Genomic DNA, 19969 nt, shown 5'->3' with positions numbered 1-19969 from the left:
CCACTCCCTCTTGTTTAGGTAATAGTTTGAAACTCAAATGATAAACTCATCGAACTATTACGTAAGCAAAGAATGATGGAGGCACTATGAAAACACGTATTACAGAATTATTGAACATTGATTATCCTATTTTTCAAGGAGGAATGGCCTGGGTTGCAGATGGTGACTTGGCTGGTGCAGTATCAAAAGCTGGTGGTCTAGGGATCATTGGTGGTGGGAATGCACCTAAAGAGGTCGTAAAGGCTAATATCGATAAAATCAAATCACTTACGGACAAACCTTTTGGTGTTAACATCATGCTCTTGTCACCTTTTGTAGAAGACATCGTTGATCTCGTGATTGAAGAGGGGGTCAAGGTGGTTACAACTGGTGCAGGAAATCCAAGTAAATACATGACTCGTTTCCATGATGCAGGAATTACAGTTATTCCTGTTGTTCCAAGTGTTGCTTTGGCAAAACGCATGGAAAAAATTGGTGCAGATGCAGTTATTGCAGAGGGAATGGAAGCCGGTGGACATATTGGTAAATTAACAACCATGACCTTGGTTCGCCAAGTTGCTGCAGCCGTTTCAATTCCGGTTATCGCAGCTGGAGGAATTGCCGACGGTGAAGGTGTCGCTGCAGGATTTATGCTTGGTGCAGAGGCTGTTCAAGTTGGTACGCGTTTTGTAGTAGCCAAGGAATCTAACGCCCATCCAAAATACAAGGAAAAAATCTTAAAAGCGCGTGATATCGATACGACTATTTCAGCTCAACATTTTGGACATGCTGTTCGCGCCATTAAAAATCAGTTGACACGTGACTTTGAACAGGCTGAAAAGGATGCCTTTAAACAAGAAGATCCAGATTTAGAAATCTTTGAGCAAATGGGAGCTGGTGCTCTTGCTAAAGCCGTTGTTCATGGAGATGTAGAAGGTGGATCCGTCATGGCAGGTCAGATCGCTGGTTTGGTTTCTAAAGAGGAAACTGTCGAAGAAATCCTAAAAGATCTATACTATGGTGCAGCCAAAAAAATTCAAGAAGAAGCCTCTCGTTGGGCAGGAGTTGTAAGAAATGACTAAAACAGCCTTTCTATTTGCAGGTCAAGGTGCTCAGTATCTAGGAATGGGGCGTGATCTCTATGATCGCTACCCTATCGTCAAGGAAACCATTGATCAAGCCAGTCAGGTTTTGGGTTATGACCTACGTGACTTGATTGATAAGGAAGAAGCCAAGATAAACCAGACTCGTTATACGCAGCCAGCTATTTTAGCGACTTCGGTTTCTATCTACCGACTATTGAAAGAAAAGGGTTACCAGCCGGATATGGTAGCAGGATTGTCTCTTGGGGAATATTCTGCTCTTGTAGCAAGTGGTGCCTTGGACTTCGAAGAGGCAGTTGCCTTGGTTGCTAAGCGTGGTGCTTATATGGAAGAGGCGGCGCCTGCAGGCTCTGGAAAGATGGTTGCCGTCCTTAATACTCCAGTTGAAGTGATTGAGGAAGCTTGTGAAACAGCCTCTAAAGTTGGAGTAGTGACTCCAGCTAACTACAACACCCCAAGCCAAATCGTTATCGGTGGTGAGGTGGCTGCGGTTGATCGCGCAGTTGAACTCTTGCAGGAAGCAGGAGCAAAACGACTGATTCCTTTAAATGTATCTGGTCCTTTCCATACAGCTCTTCTTGAGCCAGCCAGTCAGCAACTAGCTGGAGCTCTTGAAGGAGTGAATTTCTCTGACTTTACTTGCCCACTAGTCGGCAATACGGAAGCTGCTGTTATGGAAAAAGATCGAATCCAAGAGCTTTTGACGCGTCAGGTCAAAGAACCTGTTCGTTTTTATGAAAGTATTGCTGTGATGCAGGATGCTGGGGTAACCCACTTTATTGAAATTGGTCCGGGTAAGGTCCTATCATGCTTTGTCAAAAAAATCGATAAAACAGCTCAGCTAGCTAACGTTGAAGACCAAGCAAGCTTGGATGCTTTGTTAGGAAACTAATGATCCCTTCTCCCACAAAATACAACAGGAAACAGGAGAAATAGAATGCAACTTACAAACAAAAATGTCTTTGTAACAGGTTCAAGTCGTGGTATCGGACTTGCCATTGCTCACAAATTTGCTCAACTAGGCGCTAATGTAGTTTTGAATAGTCGTGGAGCAATCTCAGAAGAATTGCTGGCTGAGTTTTCAAACTACGGCGTCAAAGTAGTACCGATTTCAGGTGATGTTTCAGACTTTGCAGATGCCAAGCGTATGGTAGATCAAGCGATTGCAGAACTCGGTTCTGTTGATGTCTTGGTCAACAATGCTGGGATCACTCAAGATACGCTTATGCTCAAGATGACTGAAGAAGACTTTGAAAAAGTGATTAAGATCAACTTGACAGGTGCTTTCAACATGACGCAAGCAGTCTTGAAACAGATGATCAAGGCACGTGAAGGTGCGATCATCAACATGTCGAGTGTGGTCGGTTTGATGGGAAATATCGGACAAGCCAACTATGCGGCTTCTAAAGCGGGTTTGATTGGGTTTACCAAGTCAGTAGCACGTGAAGTTGCCAATCGTAATGTGCGCGTAAATGCTCTTGCACCAGGAATGATCGAGTCAGATATGACAGCTGTTTTGTCTGATAAGGTCAAGGAAGCGACATTGGCACAAATCCCAATGAAACAGTTCGGTCAAGCAGAACATATCGCAGATGCTACAGTGTTCCTGGCTGGACAGGATTATTTGACTGGACAAGTTCTCGCTGTTGATGGCGGACTTAGCATGTAAAAAATAAGGAAAGATATAGGTAAGACAGATGAAACTAAATCGAGTTGTAGTAACAGGTTACGGATTGACCTCTCCTATCGGAAATACTCCAGAAGAATTTTGGAACAGTTTGCAAACTGGAAAAATTGGAATTGGAGAAATCACTAAGTTTGACCACAGCGAATTTGCTGTGCACAATGCGGCAGAAGTCCAAGATTTCCCATTTGATAAATACTTTGTTAAAAAAGATACCAACCGTTTTGACAACTATTCTTTGTATGCCTTGTATGCAGCTCAAGAAGCGGTGACAAATGCAAATCTTGATGTAGAAGCAATCGATAAAGATCGCTTTGGTGTCATCGTTGCTTCAGGTATCGGGGGAATTAAAGAAATCGAAGATCAGGTTATCCGCCTTCATGAAAAAGGTCCAAAACGCGTTAAACCAATGACACTTCCAAAAGCCTTGCCAAATATGGCTTCAGGAAATGTTGCCATGCGTTTCGGAGCAAACGGTATCTGTAAATCAATCAATACAGCCTGTGCCTCATCAAACGATGCCATTGGGGATGCCTTCCGTTCTATCAAGTTTGGTTTCCAAGATGTCATGTTAGTTGGTGGATCAGAATCATCTATCACTCCTTTTGCTATCGCTGGTTTCCAAGCGTTGACCGCCCTATCAACTACAGAGGATCCAACTCGTGCTTCTATCCCATTTGACAAAGATCGTAACGGATTTGTGATGGGAGAAGGTTCAGGGATGTTGGTTCTTGAAAGCCTTGAACATGCTGAAAAACGTGGCGCAACTATCTTGGCTGAAGTAGTTGGCTATGGTAATACCTGTGATGCTTACCATATGACTTCACCTCATCCAGAAGGTCAAGGTGCGATTAAGGCTATGAAGTTGGCTTTGGAAGAAGCAGAAATTTCTCCAGAGCAAGTGGCTTACGTCAACGCCCACGGAACTTCAACTCCTGCTAATGAAAAAGGAGAAAGTGGTGCGATCGTAGCTGTCCTTGGTAAAGAAGTACCTGTATCTTCAACCAAGTCCTTTACAGGACACTTGCTTGGTGCTGCAGGGGCAGTAGAAGCCATCGCTACAATTGAAGCCATGCGTCATAACTATGTACCAATGACAGCTGGAACAAGCGAGTTATCAGACTATATCGAAGCGAATGTCGTTTATGGACAAGGCTTGGAGCAAGAAATCCCTTATGCTATTTCAAACACTTTTGGTTTTGGTGGACACAATGCGGTTCTTGCTTTCAAACGTTGGGAGAATAAATAATTATGAATTTAAATGAGATCAAGGACTTGATGGCGCAATTTGACCAATCAAGTTTGAGAGAATTTTCTTATAAAAATGGAACGGATGAATTGCAGTTTAGTAAGAATGAAGCAAGAATGGCTTCTGAAGCACCAGCTCAAGTTGCTCCAGTGCCAACTACAGTAGCTGCAAATCCAGTAGTTTCTGCCCCTTCAACTCCAGTAGAGAGTGCAGTGGAAGAAGCTCCAGCACCAGCTGAAACGACGGTTGCTCCAGAGGGTGATGTCGTTGAGAGTCCACTTGTAGGGGTGGCTTACTTGGCTGCTGGACCAGATAAACCTGCCTTTGTCACAGTCGGAGACAGTGTTAAAAAAGGTCAGACTTTGGTGATCATCGAAGCCATGAAAGTCATGAATGAAATCCCTGCACCTAAGGATGGTGTGGTGACAGAAATTCTCGTTTCAAATGAAGAAATGGTTGAGTTCGGTAAAGGATTGGTACGCATCAAATGATCGATATTCAAGGAATCAAAGAAGCTCTACCCCATCGCTACCCCATGCTCCTAGTGGATCGTGTCTTGGAAGTGAGCGAGGATACCATTGTTGCCATTAAAAATGTGACCATCAACGAACCTTTCTTCAATGGTCATTTTCCACAATACCCAGTCATGCCAGGTGTTCTTATCATGGAGGCCTTGGCTCAGACTGCTGGTGTCTTGGAATTGTCTAAGCCTGAAAACAAAGGAAAGCTGGTCTTCTATGCTGGCATGGATAAGGTTAAGTTCAAGAAGCAAGTTGTACCAGGTGACCAATTAGTCATGACGGCTACTTTTGTTAAACGTCGTGGTACGATTGCTGTGGTTGAAGCAAAGGCTGAAGTAGATGGTAAGCTTGCAGCGAGTGGTACTCTTACCTTTGCAATTGGAAACTAAGGAGGATCTCCATGTTTCGTAAAATTTTGATTGCCAACCGTGGTGAGATTGCGGTTCGCATTATTCGAGCTGCGCGTGAATTGGGCATTGCAACCGTAGCAGTCTATTCAACCGCTGATAAGGAAGCTCTTCACACACTCCTAGCGGATGAAGCTATCTGTATCGGACCTGGTAAGGCGACAGAGTCTTATCTCAATATCAATGCGATTTTGTCTGCTGCAGTCTTGACAGAAGCAGAAGCCATCCATCCAGGTTTTGGATTTCTTAGCGAAAACTCCAAGTTTGCCACGATGTGTGATGAAGTGGGAATTAAGTTCATCGGCCCTTCTGGTGCTGTGATGGATACCATGGGAGATAAGATCAATGCGCGTGAGCAAATGATCAAGGCTGGGGTTCCAGTTATCCCAGGATCTGATGGTGAAGTTCACACGGCTGAAGAGGCGCTTGCAGTTGCAGAAAAAATTGGCTATCCAGTCATGCTTAAGGCATCGGCAGGTGGTGGTGGAAAAGGGATTCGTAAGGTTGAAAAGGCAGAAGACTTGGTCGCAGCCTTTGAAACAGCATCCAGTGAAGCCAAGGCCAATTTTGGAAATGGCGCTATGTATCTTGAGCGTGTGATCTATCCAGCTCGCCATATTGAGGTTCAGATCCTTGCGGACCAAGAGGGTCATGTTGTCCATCTTGGTGAACGGGACTGTTCACTCCAACGGAATAACCAAAAGGTCTTAGAAGAAAGTCCGTCCATTGCGATTGGCAAAACCCTTCGTCATGAAATTGGTGCTGCAGCCGTTCGTGCAGCAGAGTCTGTTGGCTATGAAAATGCAGGGACGATTGAATTTCTTCTCGATGAAGCGAGTGGCAATTTCTACTTCATGGAAATGAATACTCGTGTGCAAGTTGAACACCCAGTCACAGAGTTTGTTTCAGGTGTCGATATCGTGAAAGAGCAGATTCGCATTGCTGCCGGGCAACCTTTACCTTTCAAACAAGAAGATATTGTCCTACGAGGTCATGCTATCGAGTGCCGGATCAATGCAGAAAATCCAGCATTTAACTTTGCTCCAAGCCCAGGTAAAATTACCAATCTCTATCTACCAAGTGGTGGAGTTGGCTTGCGCGTGGACTCAGCAGTTTATCCAGGTTATACCATTCCCCCTTACTATGATAGTATGATTGCCAAAATCATTGTTCATGGGGAGAATCGTTTTGATGCTCTTATGAAGATGCAACGGGCACTTTATGAACTTGATATTGAAGGAGTGCAAACCAATGCAGACTTCCAGTTGGATCTGATTTCAGACCGCCGAGTTATCGCTGGTGATTACGATACTTCCTTCTTGATGGAAACTTTCTTGCCAAAATACCAAGAAAAAGAATAGACTTTCAAACAGTATGAGAACTAAAAGGGGGAGTTATGGCTCTATTTAGTAAAAAGGATAAGTATATTCGGATTAATCCTAACCGTTCCGTAAGGCAGAAACCACAAGCCAAGCCTGAGGTTCCGGATGAACTCTTCTCCCAGTGTCCTGGTTGTAAACACACCATTTACCAAAAGGATCTTGGGAGCGAACGAATTTGTCCCCATTGTAGCTATACTTTCCGTATTTCAGCTCAGGAACGCTTGGATTTGACGATTGATTCTGGTAGCTTTGTGGAGATGTTTACAGGTATTGAAACTCAAGATCCATTAAACTTTCCTGGCTACCAGAAAAAACTTGCAACAATGCGTGAAAAGACAGGTTTGGATGAAGCAGTACTAACTGGTACAGCTAGCATCAAGGGACAAAAAGTTGCCCTTGGGATCATGGATTCTAACTTTATCATGGCTTCTATGGGAACAGTTGTGGGTGAAAAAATCACGCGCTTGTTTGAGTATGCAACGGTAGAAAACTTGCCAGTCGTTCTCTTCACAGCCTCTGGTGGAGCCCGTATGCAAGAAGGAATCATGAGCTTGATGCAGATGGCTAAAATTTCTGCGGCAGTTCAACGCCATTCCAAGGCAGGACTTTTTTACCTAACTATTTTAACCGATCCGACAACAGGTGGGGTGACAGCTTCTTTTGCTATGGAAGGTGATATTATCCTAGCGGAGCCACAGAGTTTGGTTGGTTTTGCTGGACGTCGTGTTATCGAAAATACAGTTCGTGAGACCTTGCCGGATGACTTCCAAAAGGCAGAATTTCTGCTTGAACATGGATTTGTTGATGCAATTGTCAAACGGAGAGAATTGCCTGAAACAATTGCTAAATTAGTAAGATTGCATGGAGGAAGTCGCGGATGAATATTGCAAAAATAGTCAGAGAGGCACGCGAGCAGAGTCGCTTGACTGCACTTGATTTTGCCAATGGAATCTTTGACGAGTTTATCGAATTGCATGGAGATCGCTCTTTCCGTGATGATGGTGCGGTTATCGGTGGAATTGGCTGGTTAGGTGAACAAGCAGTAACTGTCGTTGGTATCCAAAAGGGGAAGAGTCTTCATGACAACCTCAAACGAAATTTCGGACAACCTCATCCAGAAGGTTATCGTAAGGCCTTACGCTTGATGAAACAGGCAGAAAAGTTTGGTCGTCCAGTTGTGACCTTTATCAATACGGCGGGTGCTTACCCAGGTGTTGGAGCCGAGGAACGTGGACAAGGTGAAGCAATCGCCCGAAACCTGATGGAAATGAGTGATCTCAAGGTTCCAATCATCGCGATTATTATCGGTGAAGGTGGATCTGGTGGGGCCCTAGCTCTAGCCGTAGCTAACCGTGTCTGGATGTTAGAAAACTCAATCTACGCCGTACTTAGCCCGGAAGGATTTGCCTCTATCCTTTGGAAGGATGGAAGTCGTGCTATGGAAGCAGCGGAATTGATGAAAATCACTTCGCATGAACTTCTAGAAATGGGAATCGTAGACAAGGTAATCTCAGAAGCAGGGCTGTCAAGTAAAGAACTGCTAGGTTGCGTTAAAAATGAATTGCGTGTAGAACTAGATAGGTTGCAAGAACTACAACTCGACCAACTTATCGAAGAACGTTACCAACGCTTTAGAAAATACTAAGAAATTTTAAAAGCTAGAACTATGTGTTCTAGCTATTTTGATAATAGAGCATGGATAAACATGAATACTCTAGATAAATAAGAAAATAATCAATGGTATATCCTATATATTGCCCTAATAGAGAGTTTATCATTAGGAGAGAAAGAATGAAAAAGACAATACATTTAGGAATCTGTATGATTTTAATGTTCCTGTACATTTATTTAACGCCATTAGGAGCTATAACTCTAGCTAGGACCTTTGGTTTAGGAATGGACAGCTATATAATCTTCCTAGTTGGAGAAGTGTTGCTTATTTTCTTTTTATTCGTTTTGTGGTTGAAAAAGAAGAAGATGCTCTTTATCTTCGACAAAAAGGGTTGGCGCTGGTCTTATCTCGCTTTCTTGGTAGCTTGTTTCCTTATCTATTCTTTTTTAAATGGATTTAGAATGCAGAATATTCGATTGATTGACTATAGCTTTATTTTCCAAGACCTTCTTTCAGAACTATACTTAAACGGAAGAGAAACGACTCTATCAAGTCTTATATTTTTAATCTTTAACATTTCAATTGTACCTGTTGTTGAGGAGACAATCTATAGGGGTTATTTTATGAATACCTTCTTTCCGAAGTCGGAGTTTTATTTGGATGTGATCTTGTCTTCTTTCATCTTTGGGCTTAGTCACTTAGTTCTATCCCATCGTGACCCCATCAGTCTCCTAATGTATAGTATTCTTGGTCTTCTATTTGCAGTTGCTTATCGAGTTACGGGTAGTCTTCGATTTACCATTGTTTGTCATAGTTTCTATAATGCGATTCCTTATGCTCCGTCGCTCTTATTTTATATCTATTATTTGATTTTTAGATAGTAGGAAGTAAAGAAAAAGTGTTTGATACTTGTCAAACACTTTTTCTAATTTGATGGGAAGATAGAGAAATCTCTTTTATCAATTTCTTATTTCTCAATGAGTAAAGCTACTGTTTAGGATAAAAAATTGACAGTTGAGGAGACGGACTATAAAATAGACAAAAAGATATATACTGTAGATGTAAGCTTACAAAAATTTATTTTAAGGAGCTACTTGATAGGACAGGTACAGAAACATTTACAGTTCTTTCATCTGAGGACTTAGAGCAAGTTTCAGGTGGTGGTATGATTTGGTTAGTTGATGATAGACATTGGCCTTCGCCATATGCATATAGTTTGGCGACAGAATGGAGTACAATACTGAATCATGCGACTAGACGTGCTTATGGTATTGGCTATTGATAAATTAAAGGGGTAAGTATGAAAAAACTAGGGCATTTGGGAGTCTATACATCACTGGTATTTCTATCGGTTTATCTACCAGAGTTAGGGATTATGCATCTAACTAAGTTTTTAGGATGGGGGATAGATGGCTATTCTATCTTTTTAACAGTTGAAGTAATGGCTCTTTTGCTATTATTAATCTACTGGCTCAAAAAGAAAGAGATGCTCTATATTTTTGAAAAAAAGGGTTCAAAGAAGTCAAGATTCTTTTACCTTGTAGTTGCTCTAGTGGCTACTTATTTTGATCGTCAATTGGTGGATGCTTTTCAGTTACAGTTTCATCACCTAATTGATAACAAGTATATCTTTCAAGACCTTCTTTCGATTCTATACTCCAATGGGCAACCAACTTTTCTATCAACTGTTCTCAGTTTTAGTTTAACAGTAATCGTCGCACCTATATTAGAGGAACTGATTCATAGAGGGTACTTTATGAATACCTTCTTTCCCCAGTCCAAGTACTATCTGGATGTTATCCTATCTGCTCTTATCTTTGGACTTAGTCATTTGATCCTAACTCACCGAGATCCTATCAGTTTGATTATTTATAGTTTAGGCGGTCTCTTCTATGCCCTTGTCTACCGATGGACAAAGAACTTAAAAATTACCATCCTGTGCCATAGTTTTTTCAACTTTCTCATTTATGCAAAACCCATCTGGATTTTTGTTTATAATTATATCTATTATCATTTTTTTAGATAGTAGGAGACAAAGAAAAAAGTGTTTGATAATTGTCAAACACTTTTTCTATTTACTGTTCTTCTGTTACAAACTGGCTGAGCAGTCCGTTGATAAAACGGGCAGATTTTTGATCTGAGAAGTCCTTTGCAAGCTCAATAGCTTCATTGACAGCAACCAACTGAGGGGTGTCAAATGAAGTGATTTCAAAGACTCCCAAGCGAAGGAGGTTTCTCTCCACGAGTGTTAAACGCTCGATGGTCCAACCTGCTTTTAAATGCTGTGTGATTTGCTTGTCTAGTTCTTCCTTTTTAGCCTGAACACCAGAAACTAGCTCTGTCAAAAAGGCTGGAAGTTGCACATCCGTATCTTCACGATCATGAGTATAGGCGAAACGACAAGCAGTTTCGACATCCGTACCGAACTCAAGGCTCATGAGAGCTTGAAATGCGCATTTACGGAGTTGGCGTCTAGATTCTAATAGTGGACTAGTCATTGAGGAAGTCCTCGTCAAATAGATCTTTCAATTCTGGTTTTGGTGTTTTATCTGGAACGATACCTGCAACGTGAATATTGATAGCAGCGAGTTCTACATCAGCCATATTGCGGACGGCATCTTTGACAGCTTTTTGGATAGCAACCGCTACCTTAGGAACTTTTACTCCGTACTCTAGGTAGAGGTAGATATCAGCTGTGAGCTCTTCGTCCACGTTTTTAAGATAAACACCACGGCCAAGAGAAAGTTTTGAAAGGGTGTCAGATACTGATTTGTTTGAAAAAGAGTGAACACCCTCTACTTTTGCAGTAGCAATAGCAATGATTTTTTCAAGTACACGTGGGGCGATAACGATTTCGCCAAGTTGTTCTTCAATTCCCATAGAATGACCTCTTTCTAGAGATTAGGCACGAGAAACGTAAGTTCCTTCTGCAGTGTTGATAACGAGTTTTTGTCCTGCTTCGATGAAGTCTGGAACGTTTACGACAAGTCCAGTTTCCATCGTTGCTGGTTTACCAGAACCTGTAACCGTAGCACCTTTGATAGATGGTTGAGTTTCTGCAACTGTCAATTCGACAGTAGTAGGAACGGTAACACCGATCACTTCAGTTCCGTAGAATTGGATCTTCACATCAGAGTTTTCAAGGATGTAAAGCAATTCGTTTTCAACGTTGACTACAGGAATTTCGTATTGGTCGTAAGTTTCTGTGTTCATGAAGTAGGCTGTGTCATCCATTTTGTACAAGTATTGAGCTGGGACAGTCTCGATGATAGCTTGTTCAAATTTTTCCTCTGGACGGTAGCTTGTGTCAAATGTAGAACCAGTACGGACATCACGCAATTTCATACGCATGATTGTGTTTCCTTTACCTGGTTTGTGGTGGCTAGCTTCCAAAACGCGGATCAATTTTCCGTCAGCTGTTTCAAAGGTCATACCAGCCTTTAATTTACTTGCTTCAATCATGTTTTTACCTCTTTAATAAAATAATTTACTCTTTATTGTACCATAAAAGACAACATTACTCAAATGTCAGAAGGAGCTTAATTAGTTGACTGGTACGATATTTCCATCTTCGTCTTTAGTAACGAGGACGTATTTTCCATCGACTTCGATGTAAAAATTCTTGCTAGTAGCTTGCCCAGCATTTTGAGCAGGTGCTTGATTTTGGACTTGTTGGCTTAGTTGACCACCGAGAGTTTGGCCAAGATTCATGCCCATAAACATGTTCATCCCATTGCCATTTCCTTCGTTTGCAGCTGCAGCAATAAGCGCTTCGTTGCGAGCACGGCGTTCTTCGATTTCAATCGTGTTGTACTTCATTGCCACGAGCTCGCTATCAAGCTTGCGAACGATATCAAGACTTTCTTGGTCGTAGCTGAGGTCCTCAAGCAAGATGTTAGTTGCTTCAATCCCGTAGAGACCTGTCCAAACCTTGTTGACCTCTTGTTTAGCGAGTTCGTTAAAGGTGTCTTGGTTGGCATTGAGACTATAGATATCAACCTTGTTTTCGTTGGTGTATTTGGCGATGGCAATCGCAATTTTTGGTGCGATATTTTGACGGAGCGTTCCTTGAGCTACATCTTGGAGAGTAAATGGCTGTCCGTCAGTAATTTGACGGCTAACAGAGCTCACGTAGAAGAGGACTGGGTCTGCTATTTTTACATCAAACAAGCCATAGAAACGGATGTTAAGCAGTTGTTGGTAACGTTCACTGAAGTATTCGACCGCATTTTGTGTGCCGAACTTATTACCTGCAATAGGTTGCATGCGGATAAAGATGATTTCTTGTTGGGTGATGACTTGTCCACCAAAAGAGAAACGGTTTTTAAAGTTTTCCCAAGTGCCTTTTAAACCACCTTTTTCAAGGAGCCAGGCGTTATCACCAGCTTGCCATTCGTGGCTACCAGCTTCGAGGACCTCACCAATGAAGGTACCGTTGTTTACCAAAATAGCGGTATAACCTTGAGGAACGATAACCACACTGCCATCTGACAAGAGGCCTGTATTTTGATTGCTGTGACGAGAACGTCCATCTGGGTCTTTTGTGAGTAATTGTCCCTTGATGGCCAAGGCGTCGCCAGAGACATTATCTGGAAGGACGATGGCTTCCTTGAATTTACTATCATTAAAACTATTTAAGCCTGCTGATAAGGCTGCACGTATAAATCCCATAATTCCTCCTAATTATAAAGCTCGTCTTCATCCACAACATCATAGGTATCCAGTACCCATTGGTTTGGACTGCGAGAGAGATTGGCACCACAGTAGTCGCACTCGCTAACTGCAGAGATTTTCAATGGGGCGCCACAGTTTGGACAGTGGTCGCTCACAACTTCGTCTGGATTGACTGCTTGCGTTTGGCTACCGTGTTGACGGATAAAGTTCAATTGATACACGGTGAAGAGATCTTTTTTAGGGTCTCCTTCAAGGACACGGCGAGTCTCATCGTCAATGACATAGTCACGCAAGGTAGATGACAGGATCACCACTAAGGTGTCGTTTCCGTCAGGATTTTCAATGAACTCCTTGATGCGAACATTTTCGATACAAACTTTCTCTAAAACATTGGTTGTTTTAGCTCGAATATGGTCTTCGAGTTGGGTGCTATGTTGAGAGTAGAGACTGGTACTTTCCAAAGCGCGGACAGAGTTCCAATTTTTCTCAGTCCAGGCAACTTGCAATTTAAGGTAGACTTCCTTAACCCAAGATGTGAAGGCTTCCGCGTCAAAGTTTGGATCTCCGTATTTCAAACGACTAATGGCCAGTGTGTTGTGTTCAACTCGACGATGGAGCGTTTGAGAATCATTACTAGTGTAGGTTGAATTCGAATCTCCAGACTTATTCTGCAAGGATTTGACGATAACAACTAGTATGATTCCTCCGACTAATATGAACATAAATCCTAGATAGGGAGAGCTAGCAGAACTGTCAGAGGATGATCCATATCCAGAGCGGTAGTAGTGGAAAGATGAGCCACCAGAACGACTTCCACCTCCACTTGAGCGGCTACTACTTCTGGAGCTACTGCGGCTGCTCCCTCCACTTCTGGAATGTCCTACACCCGCATCAACGATTTGAGGCACGGATAGAAAAACAAGTAATAAACAGGTCATTAAAAGAGCGTAAAACTTTTTCATGTGTCTCCTAACTATATGATTGAAAAGGTAGCTGTCTAGACTACTGGGTGACTACTAGCGAATTACTCACTTTCTTTCAACTTGGCCAATTCCTGTGCAAGGAGTTTAAGGGCAACTTGTGGATTGGCTTGCCCTTTGGTTGCCTTCATAAGGAATCCTGTGAAGGCCTTGTCTGCGTTGCGTTTGCCTGACTTGAAGTCGGCAACGGCAGCTTCGTTATCCGCAAAGACTTGGTGGATGATTGGAATCAGAACATCTGGATCTGAGATTTGCACCAAGCCTGCTTTTTCCACGTATTCACGCGCGCCACCGCCATTTTTAGCCAGGTGGACAAAGACTTTCTTGGCAATCTTAGAAGAAATCGTACCATCTTCGATGATGGCAATCATTTCTACTAAGTTTTCTGGTGTCAATTCGATTTGTTCCAGTGTTTTGCCTTCAGCATTCAAGAACTGAGCAACTTCACCTTGAAGCCAGTTAGAGACTTGTTTGGCATCACCACCGAGTGCAACAGCTTTTTCAAAGAAGTCAGAAGTGACCTTATTTGCAGTCAACTGGCTAGCATCGTAGTCTGACAAGCCAAGGTCAGCAACGTAGCGCGCACGGCGTTCCTTTGGAAACTCTGGCAGTTCTGTTCGCATTTCCTCAATCCACTCGTCTGAGATTTCAAAGAGTGGTAGGTCTGGTTCTGGGAAGTAGCGGTAGTCTGCAGCACCTTCTTTGACACGCATGAGGATGGTTGCCTTGTTAGCTTCATCGTAACGACGTGTTTCTTGGCGAATTTGACCACCTGAGCGAAGGATTTCAGCCTGGCGTTGGACTTCGTATTCAAGACCCTTACGAACGTTTGAGAAGGAGTTGAGGTTTTTCAACTCAGTCTTGGTACCGAATTTTTCTTGACCATAAGGACGAAGGGAGATATTGGCATCCACACGCATGGAACCTTCTTCCATCTTAACGTCAGAAATGCCAGCGTACTGGATGACTTCCTTTAGGGCAGTTAGATAAGCATAGGCTTCTTCTGGGGAACGCATGTCCGCTTCAGATACAATCTCAATCAAGGGCACCCCTTGGCGGTTGAGGTCAACATAAGAGTAGCCATCTGTACCGTGGGTGTTTTTACCAGCGTCTTCTTCCAAGTGGGCGCGTTCGATACCGATTTTCTTGGTCGTACCGTCTTCTAGCTCCACTTCAATCCAGCCGTTGTAGCCGATTGGCTCATCAAACTGAGAGATTTGGTAGGCTTTAGGATTGTCAGGATAGAAGTAGTTCTTGCGGTCAAAGTGCATCTTCTTATGGATGTCCATGTTAAGAGCGAGTGCAGCCTTGATACCAGCATCGACAACCCCTTTATTGAGAACTGGCAGAACTCCTGGGAAGGACCAGTCAATCACGTTAGTGTTGGCATTTTGGTCATTTCCAAAGTGGGCAGAAGTAGGTGAGAAGATTTTTGAATTGGTGTTGAGCTCTACGTGGACTTCAAGTCCAATGACTGTTTCAAAGTTCATTAGTTATCACCTCCAAAAATCACGGGTTGTTGTTTGTGGTAGTCTGTTGTTGCTTCAAAGGCAGCAGCAACTTGGTAAATGGTTTCCTCAGAGTATTTAGGACCGATCAATTGGAGACCGACTGGGAGACCTTGAGCAAATCCAGCAGGAATAGAAATTCCTGGAAGACCAGCTAAGTTGACTGGGATGGTCAAAAGGTCAGCCAAGTACATGGCAACGGGGTCATGGTTGAGGGAGTCCAAGTCATAGGCAACGCTTGGAGCAGTTGGTCCTAGGATTAAATCGTAATCCGCAAAGACGTTTTCGAAATCTTGGATGATGAGGGTACGAACTTGTCCAGCCTTCTTATAATAGGCATCATAGTAACCTGATGAAAGGCTAAATGTTCCAAGCATGATACGGCGTTTCACTTCTTCACCGAAACCTTGGCTACGGCTGTTTACATAGATTTCATCAAGGTTGCTTGCATCTTCTGCGCGGTAGCCATAACGGATACCGTCAAAACGTTGCAAGTTTGATGAAGCTTCTGATGAAGCAATGATGTAGTAAACGGCAACACCGTATTTTGAGTGAGGAAGGCTCACTTCTTCGACGATAGCGCCAAGTTTCTCAAAATGTTTGGCTGCCTTGATGATTGTTTCTTTAACTTCTGGGTCAATTCCTTCACCGAGGTATTCCTTAGGCAAAGCAATTTTCATGCCCTTGATGTCTTGGCCGATTTTTGAAGTAAAGTCAGCGATGCGGACAGGAGCAGAAGTAGAGTCTTTAGCATCTTCGCTGGCAATCGCATTGAGCAAGAGGGCATTTTCTTTAACAGTTGGTGCAAAAGGTCCAATCTGGTCTAATGAGCTACCGAAGGCAATGAGACCGAATCGAGAAACCGTTCCGTAGGTTGGCTTGAGACCAACGATCCCGTTGAAGGCAGCAGGTTGGCGGATAGAACCACCAGTATCAGATCCAAGAGACAAGCGAACTTGTCCTGAAGCTACAGAAGCCGCAGAACCACTTGATGATCCACCAGGAACTTTGCTGTGGTCCCAAGCATTTTTTGTTGCGCCGTAGTAGGAAGTCTCACCAGAACCACCCATGGCAAATTCGTCCATGTTGGTTTTTCCGACAACAATCATACCCTTAGCTTTGGCATTGGCAACGGCTGTCGCATCAAAGATAGGCTCGTAGTTGTAGAGCATTTTTGAGGCAGCAGTTGTAAGGATACCGTCGGTAGAGATATTATCCTTAACAGCCAGTGGAATTCCAGAAAGGACATTATCCGCGTCAATTCCAGCTTCATCAATGGCTTTAGCTTGAGAAAGGGCTTGTTCTTCAGCGATAGTGACAAAAGCATTGATAGCTTTCTCGCGAGACTTGATACCTTCAAGCGTGGCTTGTGTCAATTCAGTAGCTGAAATCTCCTTAGATACAAGGAGGTTGTGCAAGTCTTCAATAGTTTTGTTATTAAAAGTCATTAGGCATCTCCTCCATCATCTAGGATAGCTGGTACCTTGATATAGTAGTTTTCTTTTTCAGGTACGTTTTTAAACAAGCGGTCACGGTCTGTTCCTTCTTCGGCCACATCAGGGCGGAGTACGGTCTTGCGGTCAGCCATGGTTGTAGTAGGTGCGACACCAGTTGTGTCGACTTCTCCCAGCAACTCAACCATGTCTACAATCTTAGACAAGGTTGTCGCAAAGGCAGCAGTTTCTTCTTCAGAGAATTTTAATTTTGAAAGATTGGCAACGTGTGTTACCTCTTCTTGCGTAATTTTCATCTTGCATCCTTTCGTGAAATGATGATTTTTAGTCTGTTCTATTTTACCATATTTTCCTATAAATAAGGGAGCCAAACTGAAAAGAAATAGAAATTGAAAAATCGCTTTTAATTCGCTATAATGGTTAAACTAGAGAATAGAAAAAATAAGAGTTAGGATAGAAATATGTTCCATCAATTTATCACCAGATCTCAAACGGTTCCTCCTCCCATTTCGCTCTTTTGGTATGGGATTATGATGATCCTATTAGTGCTTTGTATTTATGGAGCACTTGCTTATCACAATAATCCGAAATTTGTTCGCTTGTTTAAGGGGATTCAGATCCTCCAGTTGCTAGCCCTATATAGTTGGTATGTTGGCTTTGGGATTCCATTTTCTAATAGCCTTCCATTTTACCATTGCCGTTTGGCTATGTTTGCGGTGGTTTTCTTGCCAGATAAATGGCGGAGCAAGCAATATTTTGCCCTCTTAGGTGCAAGTGGAGCTGTCTTTGCTTTGGTTTACCCGGTTTTTGACCCCTATGATTTCCCCCATATCACCAGTTTTTCATTTTTGATTGGGCACTATGCTCTTCTAGTGAATTCCTTGTTTTACTTGATGAATCACTATGACAAGACCTTGCTCAAGAAGTATATGATCGTAGCCTATACCTTTATCCTCAATCTCTTTCTAGTTGGGGTAAATCAGGTGACGGGTGGAAATTATGGTTTGTTAAACAAGACCCCTTTTATTCCAGATGCGCCCTTGTGGTTAAAATACCTTCTTGTGTCTGTCATCCTTTCGCTGGCTCTGGTTCTCTTTGATATCTTGTTCAAGAAACGGTGGAAAAAGAGAAATCAGGCGCAATCTGTGCTCTAGCTTGCCTTTTCATCGGATGAGCAATTGAAAAACTCCCCAAAATCCGATATAATGGAGAGTTGAAAGGAATAGTAAAATCCAATGTAAACATCATTCTTAGCTACTGAAACAACTAAAAATAGAAAATCAAAGAAAGAGAACTTATGACTATTCAAGAAGAAATCAAGAAACGCCGTACCTTTGCCATTATCTCTCACCCGGACGCCGGGAAAACAACCATCACTGAGCAGTTGCTCTACTTTGGGGGCGAGATTCGTGAGGCTGGTACGGTTAAAGGAAAGAAAACAGGGACTTTTGCCAAGTCTGACTGGATGGATATCGAGAAACAACGTGGGATTTCGGTCACGTCATCAGTTATGCAGTTTGACTACGATGGCAAGCGCGTGAATATCCTCGACACACCAGGGCACGAGGACTTCTCAGAAGATACCTATCGTACCTTGATGGCGGTGGATGCTGCGGTCATGGTCGTGGATTCTGCCAAGGGTATCGAGGCCCAAACCAAGAAATTGTTTGAGGTTGTGAAGCACCGTGGCATTCCAGTCTTTACCTTTATGAACAAGCTGGACCGTGACGGTCGTGAGCCACTGGACCTCTTGCAAGAACTAGAAGAAGTCCTTGGCATTGCGAGCTATCCTATGAACTGGCCAATCGGGATGGGGAAAGCCTTTGAAGGCTTGTACGACCTCTATAACCAACGCTTGGAGCTTTATAAAGGGGATGAGCGTTTTGCTAGTCTAGAAGATGGAGACAAGCTCTTTGGAAGTAATCCTTTCTATGCTCAAGTTAAGGACGATATCGAACTGTTGCAAGAAGCAGGAAATGAATTTTCAGAAGAAGCTATTCTTGCAGGAGAACTGACTCCAGTCTTCTTCGGTTCAGCCCTCACTAACTTTGGGGTGCAGACCTTCCTTGAGACCTTCCTTAAGTTTGCTCCAGAACCACATGGTCACAAGAAAACAGATGGCGAAATTGTGGATCCTTATGACAAGGATTTCTCAGGATTTGTCTTTAAAATCCAAGCCAACATGGACCCTCGTCACCGTGACCGTATCGCCTTTGTTCGTATCGTATCAGGTGAATTTGAGCGTGGAATGAGTGTCAATCTGCCTCGTACTGGGAAGACTGCCAAGCTTTCTAATGTCACCCAGTTTATGGCGGAAAGTCGTGAAAATGTCACTAATGCTGTTGCAGGTGATATCATCGGGGTTTACGATACCGGTACTTATCAAGTTGGAGACACTTTGACGGTTGGAAAAAACAAGTTTGAATTTGAACCGCTACCAACCTTTACCCCTGAAATTTTCATGAAAGTTTCTGCTAAGAACGTTATGAAACAAAAATCCTTCCACAAGGGGATTGAGCAACTGGTGCAAGAAGGAGCCATTCAGCTTTATAAGAATTACCAAACTGGTGAGTACATGCTAGGAGCTGTCGGACAACTCCAGTTTGAAGTCTTTAAGCACCGCATGGAAGGCGAATACAATGCAGAAGTAGTCATGAGCCCAATGGGTAAAAAGACCGTTCGTTGGATCAAGCCTGAGGACTTGGACGAGCGCATGTCCTCAAGCCGCAATATCTTGGCCAAGGACCGTTTTGACCAACCAGTCTTTCTCTTTGAAAATGACTTTGCCCTTCGCTGGTTTGCGGACAAGTATCCAGACGTAGAGTTGGAAGAGAAGATGTAACTCAGCACCAACAATTGGAACTAAAGTTCCTAATTGTTGGACGCTAGTCGCTATTTGGCGAACTAGCTAACTGCCTTACTAACTACGTTTGGCAAATAGAATCGATTTGCCAAACTCCGTGTCGTAGTGTAAAATAGGTTTACCGAAACGCTTCACTAGGCAAAGTCCGCGAATGGCATCGATTCGTGGACTTTGCCGTCGTAACCACGTTTTACAAATGAAATCGATTTGTAAACTCAGTGTCGTAATCTAACAATCGGTATCCGCTATGGCGGTCTACCTAAACGCTTTACTAGAAAAAGTCCGCGAATGGTTTCGATTCGTGGATTTTTTCGTTGGAAAGGATAGAAAGTTACCTCGGCTACCGGCCTCATTGATTCATTTGTGAAACTGCCTTTAAATACTCTATTCCTAAAAGTCTGTGGATGCTATTGATTCATGGACTTTTTCTATATTTTGAATAAAAATCAATTCCCTGAGTGATTGGAATTATTTGATCAATTTTTAAAGCATTTAGAAATGGTTAAAAATAAATAAAATATATTAACAGAACAATAAAATGGAAATTATATTG

At 42.8% G+C, this 19969-nt stretch carries 21 protein-coding genes; 13 read left to right on the top strand and 8 right to left on the bottom strand.

The window, feature by feature from the left end; translation table 11 throughout:
- Window positions 1–86: 86 nt before the first annotated feature.
- The 11 genes from fabK (at window position 87) to FD735_RS07935 (ending at window position 9963) form a co-directional block, all read left to right on the top strand.
- Window positions 87–1061 carry an enoyl-[acyl-carrier-protein] reductase FabK gene (gene fabK / locus FD735_RS07990; RefSeq protein ID WP_000857451.1) on the top strand — a complete coding sequence of 325 codons (975 nt, stop codon included), beginning with the start codon at window positions 87–89 and terminating at the stop codon, window positions 1059–1061.
- Window positions 1054–1974 (top strand): ACP S-malonyltransferase, encoded by a 921-nt coding sequence (gene fabD, locus FD735_RS07985; protein ID WP_139658914.1) that lies wholly within the window; start codon window positions 1054–1056, stop codon window positions 1972–1974. Before fabK ends, fabD begins: the two co-directional genes overlap by 8 nt.
- Window positions 1975–2019: 45 nt before the next feature.
- Complete coding sequence (gene fabG / locus FD735_RS07980; RefSeq protein WP_049484271.1) at window positions 2020–2751, top strand: 3-oxoacyl-[acyl-carrier-protein] reductase; 732 nt, start codon at window positions 2020–2022, stop codon at window positions 2749–2751.
- A gap of 28 nt (window positions 2752–2779) precedes the next feature.
- Window positions 2780–4015: a beta-ketoacyl-ACP synthase II gene (gene fabF / locus FD735_RS07975; protein ID WP_000774052.1), complete on the top strand. Its 1236-nt coding sequence runs from the start codon at window positions 2780–2782 to the stop codon at window positions 4013–4015.
- A gap of 2 nt (window positions 4016–4017) precedes the next feature.
- Window positions 4018–4506 (top strand): acetyl-CoA carboxylase biotin carboxyl carrier protein, encoded by a 489-nt coding sequence (gene accB, locus FD735_RS07970; protein ID WP_001052303.1) that lies wholly within the window; start codon window positions 4018–4020, stop codon window positions 4504–4506.
- Window positions 4503–4925: a 3-hydroxyacyl-ACP dehydratase FabZ gene (gene fabZ / locus FD735_RS07965; protein WP_000565515.1), complete on the top strand. Its 423-nt coding sequence runs from the start codon at window positions 4503–4505 to the stop codon at window positions 4923–4925. Before accB ends, fabZ begins: the two co-directional genes overlap by 4 nt.
- An 11-nt stretch (window positions 4926–4936) precedes the next feature.
- Window positions 4937–6304 carry an acetyl-CoA carboxylase biotin carboxylase subunit gene (accC, locus tag FD735_RS07960; protein ID WP_000488663.1) on the top strand — a complete coding sequence of 456 codons (1368 nt, stop codon included), beginning with the start codon at window positions 4937–4939 and terminating at the stop codon, window positions 6302–6304.
- A 35-nt stretch (window positions 6305–6339) separates the two neighbouring features.
- A complete protein-coding gene (accD, locus tag FD735_RS07955) occupies window positions 6340–7206 on the top strand; it encodes an acetyl-CoA carboxylase, carboxyltransferase subunit beta (protein WP_001173379.1) in 867 nt (288 codons plus the stop codon).
- A complete protein-coding gene (locus FD735_RS07950) occupies window positions 7203–7970 on the top strand; it encodes an acetyl-CoA carboxylase carboxyl transferase subunit alpha (RefSeq protein ID WP_139658913.1) in 768 nt (255 codons plus the stop codon). Before accD ends, FD735_RS07950 begins: the two co-directional genes overlap by 4 nt.
- 146 nt (window positions 7971–8116) lie before the next feature.
- A complete protein-coding gene (locus FD735_RS07945) occupies window positions 8117–8818 on the top strand; it encodes a CPBP family intramembrane glutamic endopeptidase (RefSeq protein WP_139658912.1) in 702 nt (233 codons plus the stop codon).
- A 419-nt stretch (window positions 8819–9237) separates the two neighbouring features.
- On the top strand, window positions 9238–9963 hold the full coding sequence (locus FD735_RS07935; protein ID WP_139658911.1) for a CPBP family intramembrane glutamic endopeptidase: 726 nt from the start codon (window positions 9238–9240) through the stop codon (window positions 9961–9963).
- A 49-nt stretch (window positions 9964–10012) separates the two neighbouring features.
- On the opposite strand, the gene nusB is transcribed toward FD735_RS07935, so the two are convergent.
- The 8 genes from nusB to gatC all read right to left on the bottom strand — a co-directional run bounded on the left by nusB (window position 10013) and on the right by gatC (window position 16849).
- Window positions 10013–10435: a transcription antitermination factor NusB gene (gene nusB, locus FD735_RS07930; protein WP_000203659.1), complete on the bottom strand. Its 423-nt coding sequence runs from the start codon at window positions 10433–10435 to the stop codon at window positions 10013–10015.
- On the bottom strand, window positions 10428–10817 hold the full coding sequence (locus FD735_RS07925; RefSeq protein WP_000510584.1) for an Asp23/Gls24 family envelope stress response protein: 390 nt from the start codon (window positions 10815–10817) through the stop codon (window positions 10428–10430). The genes nusB and FD735_RS07925 overlap by 8 nt, the downstream gene beginning before the upstream one ends.
- Before the next feature lie 21 nt (window positions 10818–10838).
- On the bottom strand, window positions 10839–11399 hold the full coding sequence (gene efp, locus FD735_RS07920) for an elongation factor P (protein ID WP_000568640.1): 561 nt from the start codon (window positions 11397–11399) through the stop codon (window positions 10839–10841).
- 81 nt (window positions 11400–11480) lie between these two features.
- Window positions 11481–12608, bottom strand: coding sequence for an SPFH domain-containing protein (locus FD735_RS07915; RefSeq protein ID WP_139658910.1), 1128 nt, complete (start codon window positions 12606–12608; stop codon window positions 11481–11483).
- 8 nt (window positions 12609–12616) lie between these two features.
- Window positions 12617–13573, bottom strand: coding sequence for a zinc-ribbon domain-containing transport protein (locus FD735_RS07910; RefSeq protein WP_139658909.1), 957 nt, complete (start codon window positions 13571–13573; stop codon window positions 12617–12619).
- A 62-nt stretch (window positions 13574–13635) separates the two neighbouring features.
- Window positions 13636–15081, bottom strand: coding sequence for an Asp-tRNA(Asn)/Glu-tRNA(Gln) amidotransferase subunit GatB (gene gatB / locus FD735_RS07905; RefSeq protein WP_139658908.1), 1446 nt, complete (start codon window positions 15079–15081; stop codon window positions 13636–13638).
- The gene (gene gatA / locus FD735_RS07900) at window positions 15081–16547 is read right to left on the bottom strand and encodes an Asp-tRNA(Asn)/Glu-tRNA(Gln) amidotransferase subunit GatA (RefSeq protein ID WP_139658907.1); all 1467 of its coding nucleotides are present in this window, start codon (window positions 16545–16547) and stop codon (window positions 15081–15083) included. Before gatA ends, gatB begins: the two co-directional genes overlap by 1 nt.
- Window positions 16547–16849 carry an Asp-tRNA(Asn)/Glu-tRNA(Gln) amidotransferase subunit GatC gene (gene gatC, locus FD735_RS07895; protein WP_000705412.1) on the bottom strand — a complete coding sequence of 101 codons (303 nt, stop codon included), beginning with the start codon at window positions 16847–16849 and terminating at the stop codon, window positions 16547–16549. Before gatC ends, gatA begins: the two co-directional genes overlap by 1 nt.
- A gap of 165 nt (window positions 16850–17014) precedes the next feature.
- On the opposite strand from gatC, the gene FD735_RS07890 reads away from it, so the two are divergent.
- A complete protein-coding gene (locus tag FD735_RS07890; RefSeq protein ID WP_139658906.1) occupies window positions 17015–17707 on the top strand; it encodes a TIGR02206 family membrane protein in 693 nt (230 codons plus the stop codon).
- Window positions 17708–17850: 143 nt separating this feature from the next.
- Window positions 17851–19395 (top strand): peptide chain release factor 3, encoded by a 1545-nt coding sequence (locus FD735_RS07885; protein ID WP_000155101.1) that lies wholly within the window; start codon window positions 17851–17853, stop codon window positions 19393–19395.
- The last annotated feature ends 574 nt before the right edge of the window (window positions 19396–19969 follow it).

The organism is Streptococcus sp. 1643 (assembly GCF_006228325.1).
Lineage (GTDB): Bacteria > Bacillota > Bacilli > Lactobacillales > Streptococcaceae > Streptococcus.
Note: the sequence above shows the minus strand (reverse complement) of the source record. Positions and strands in the feature narration are given on the sequence as shown.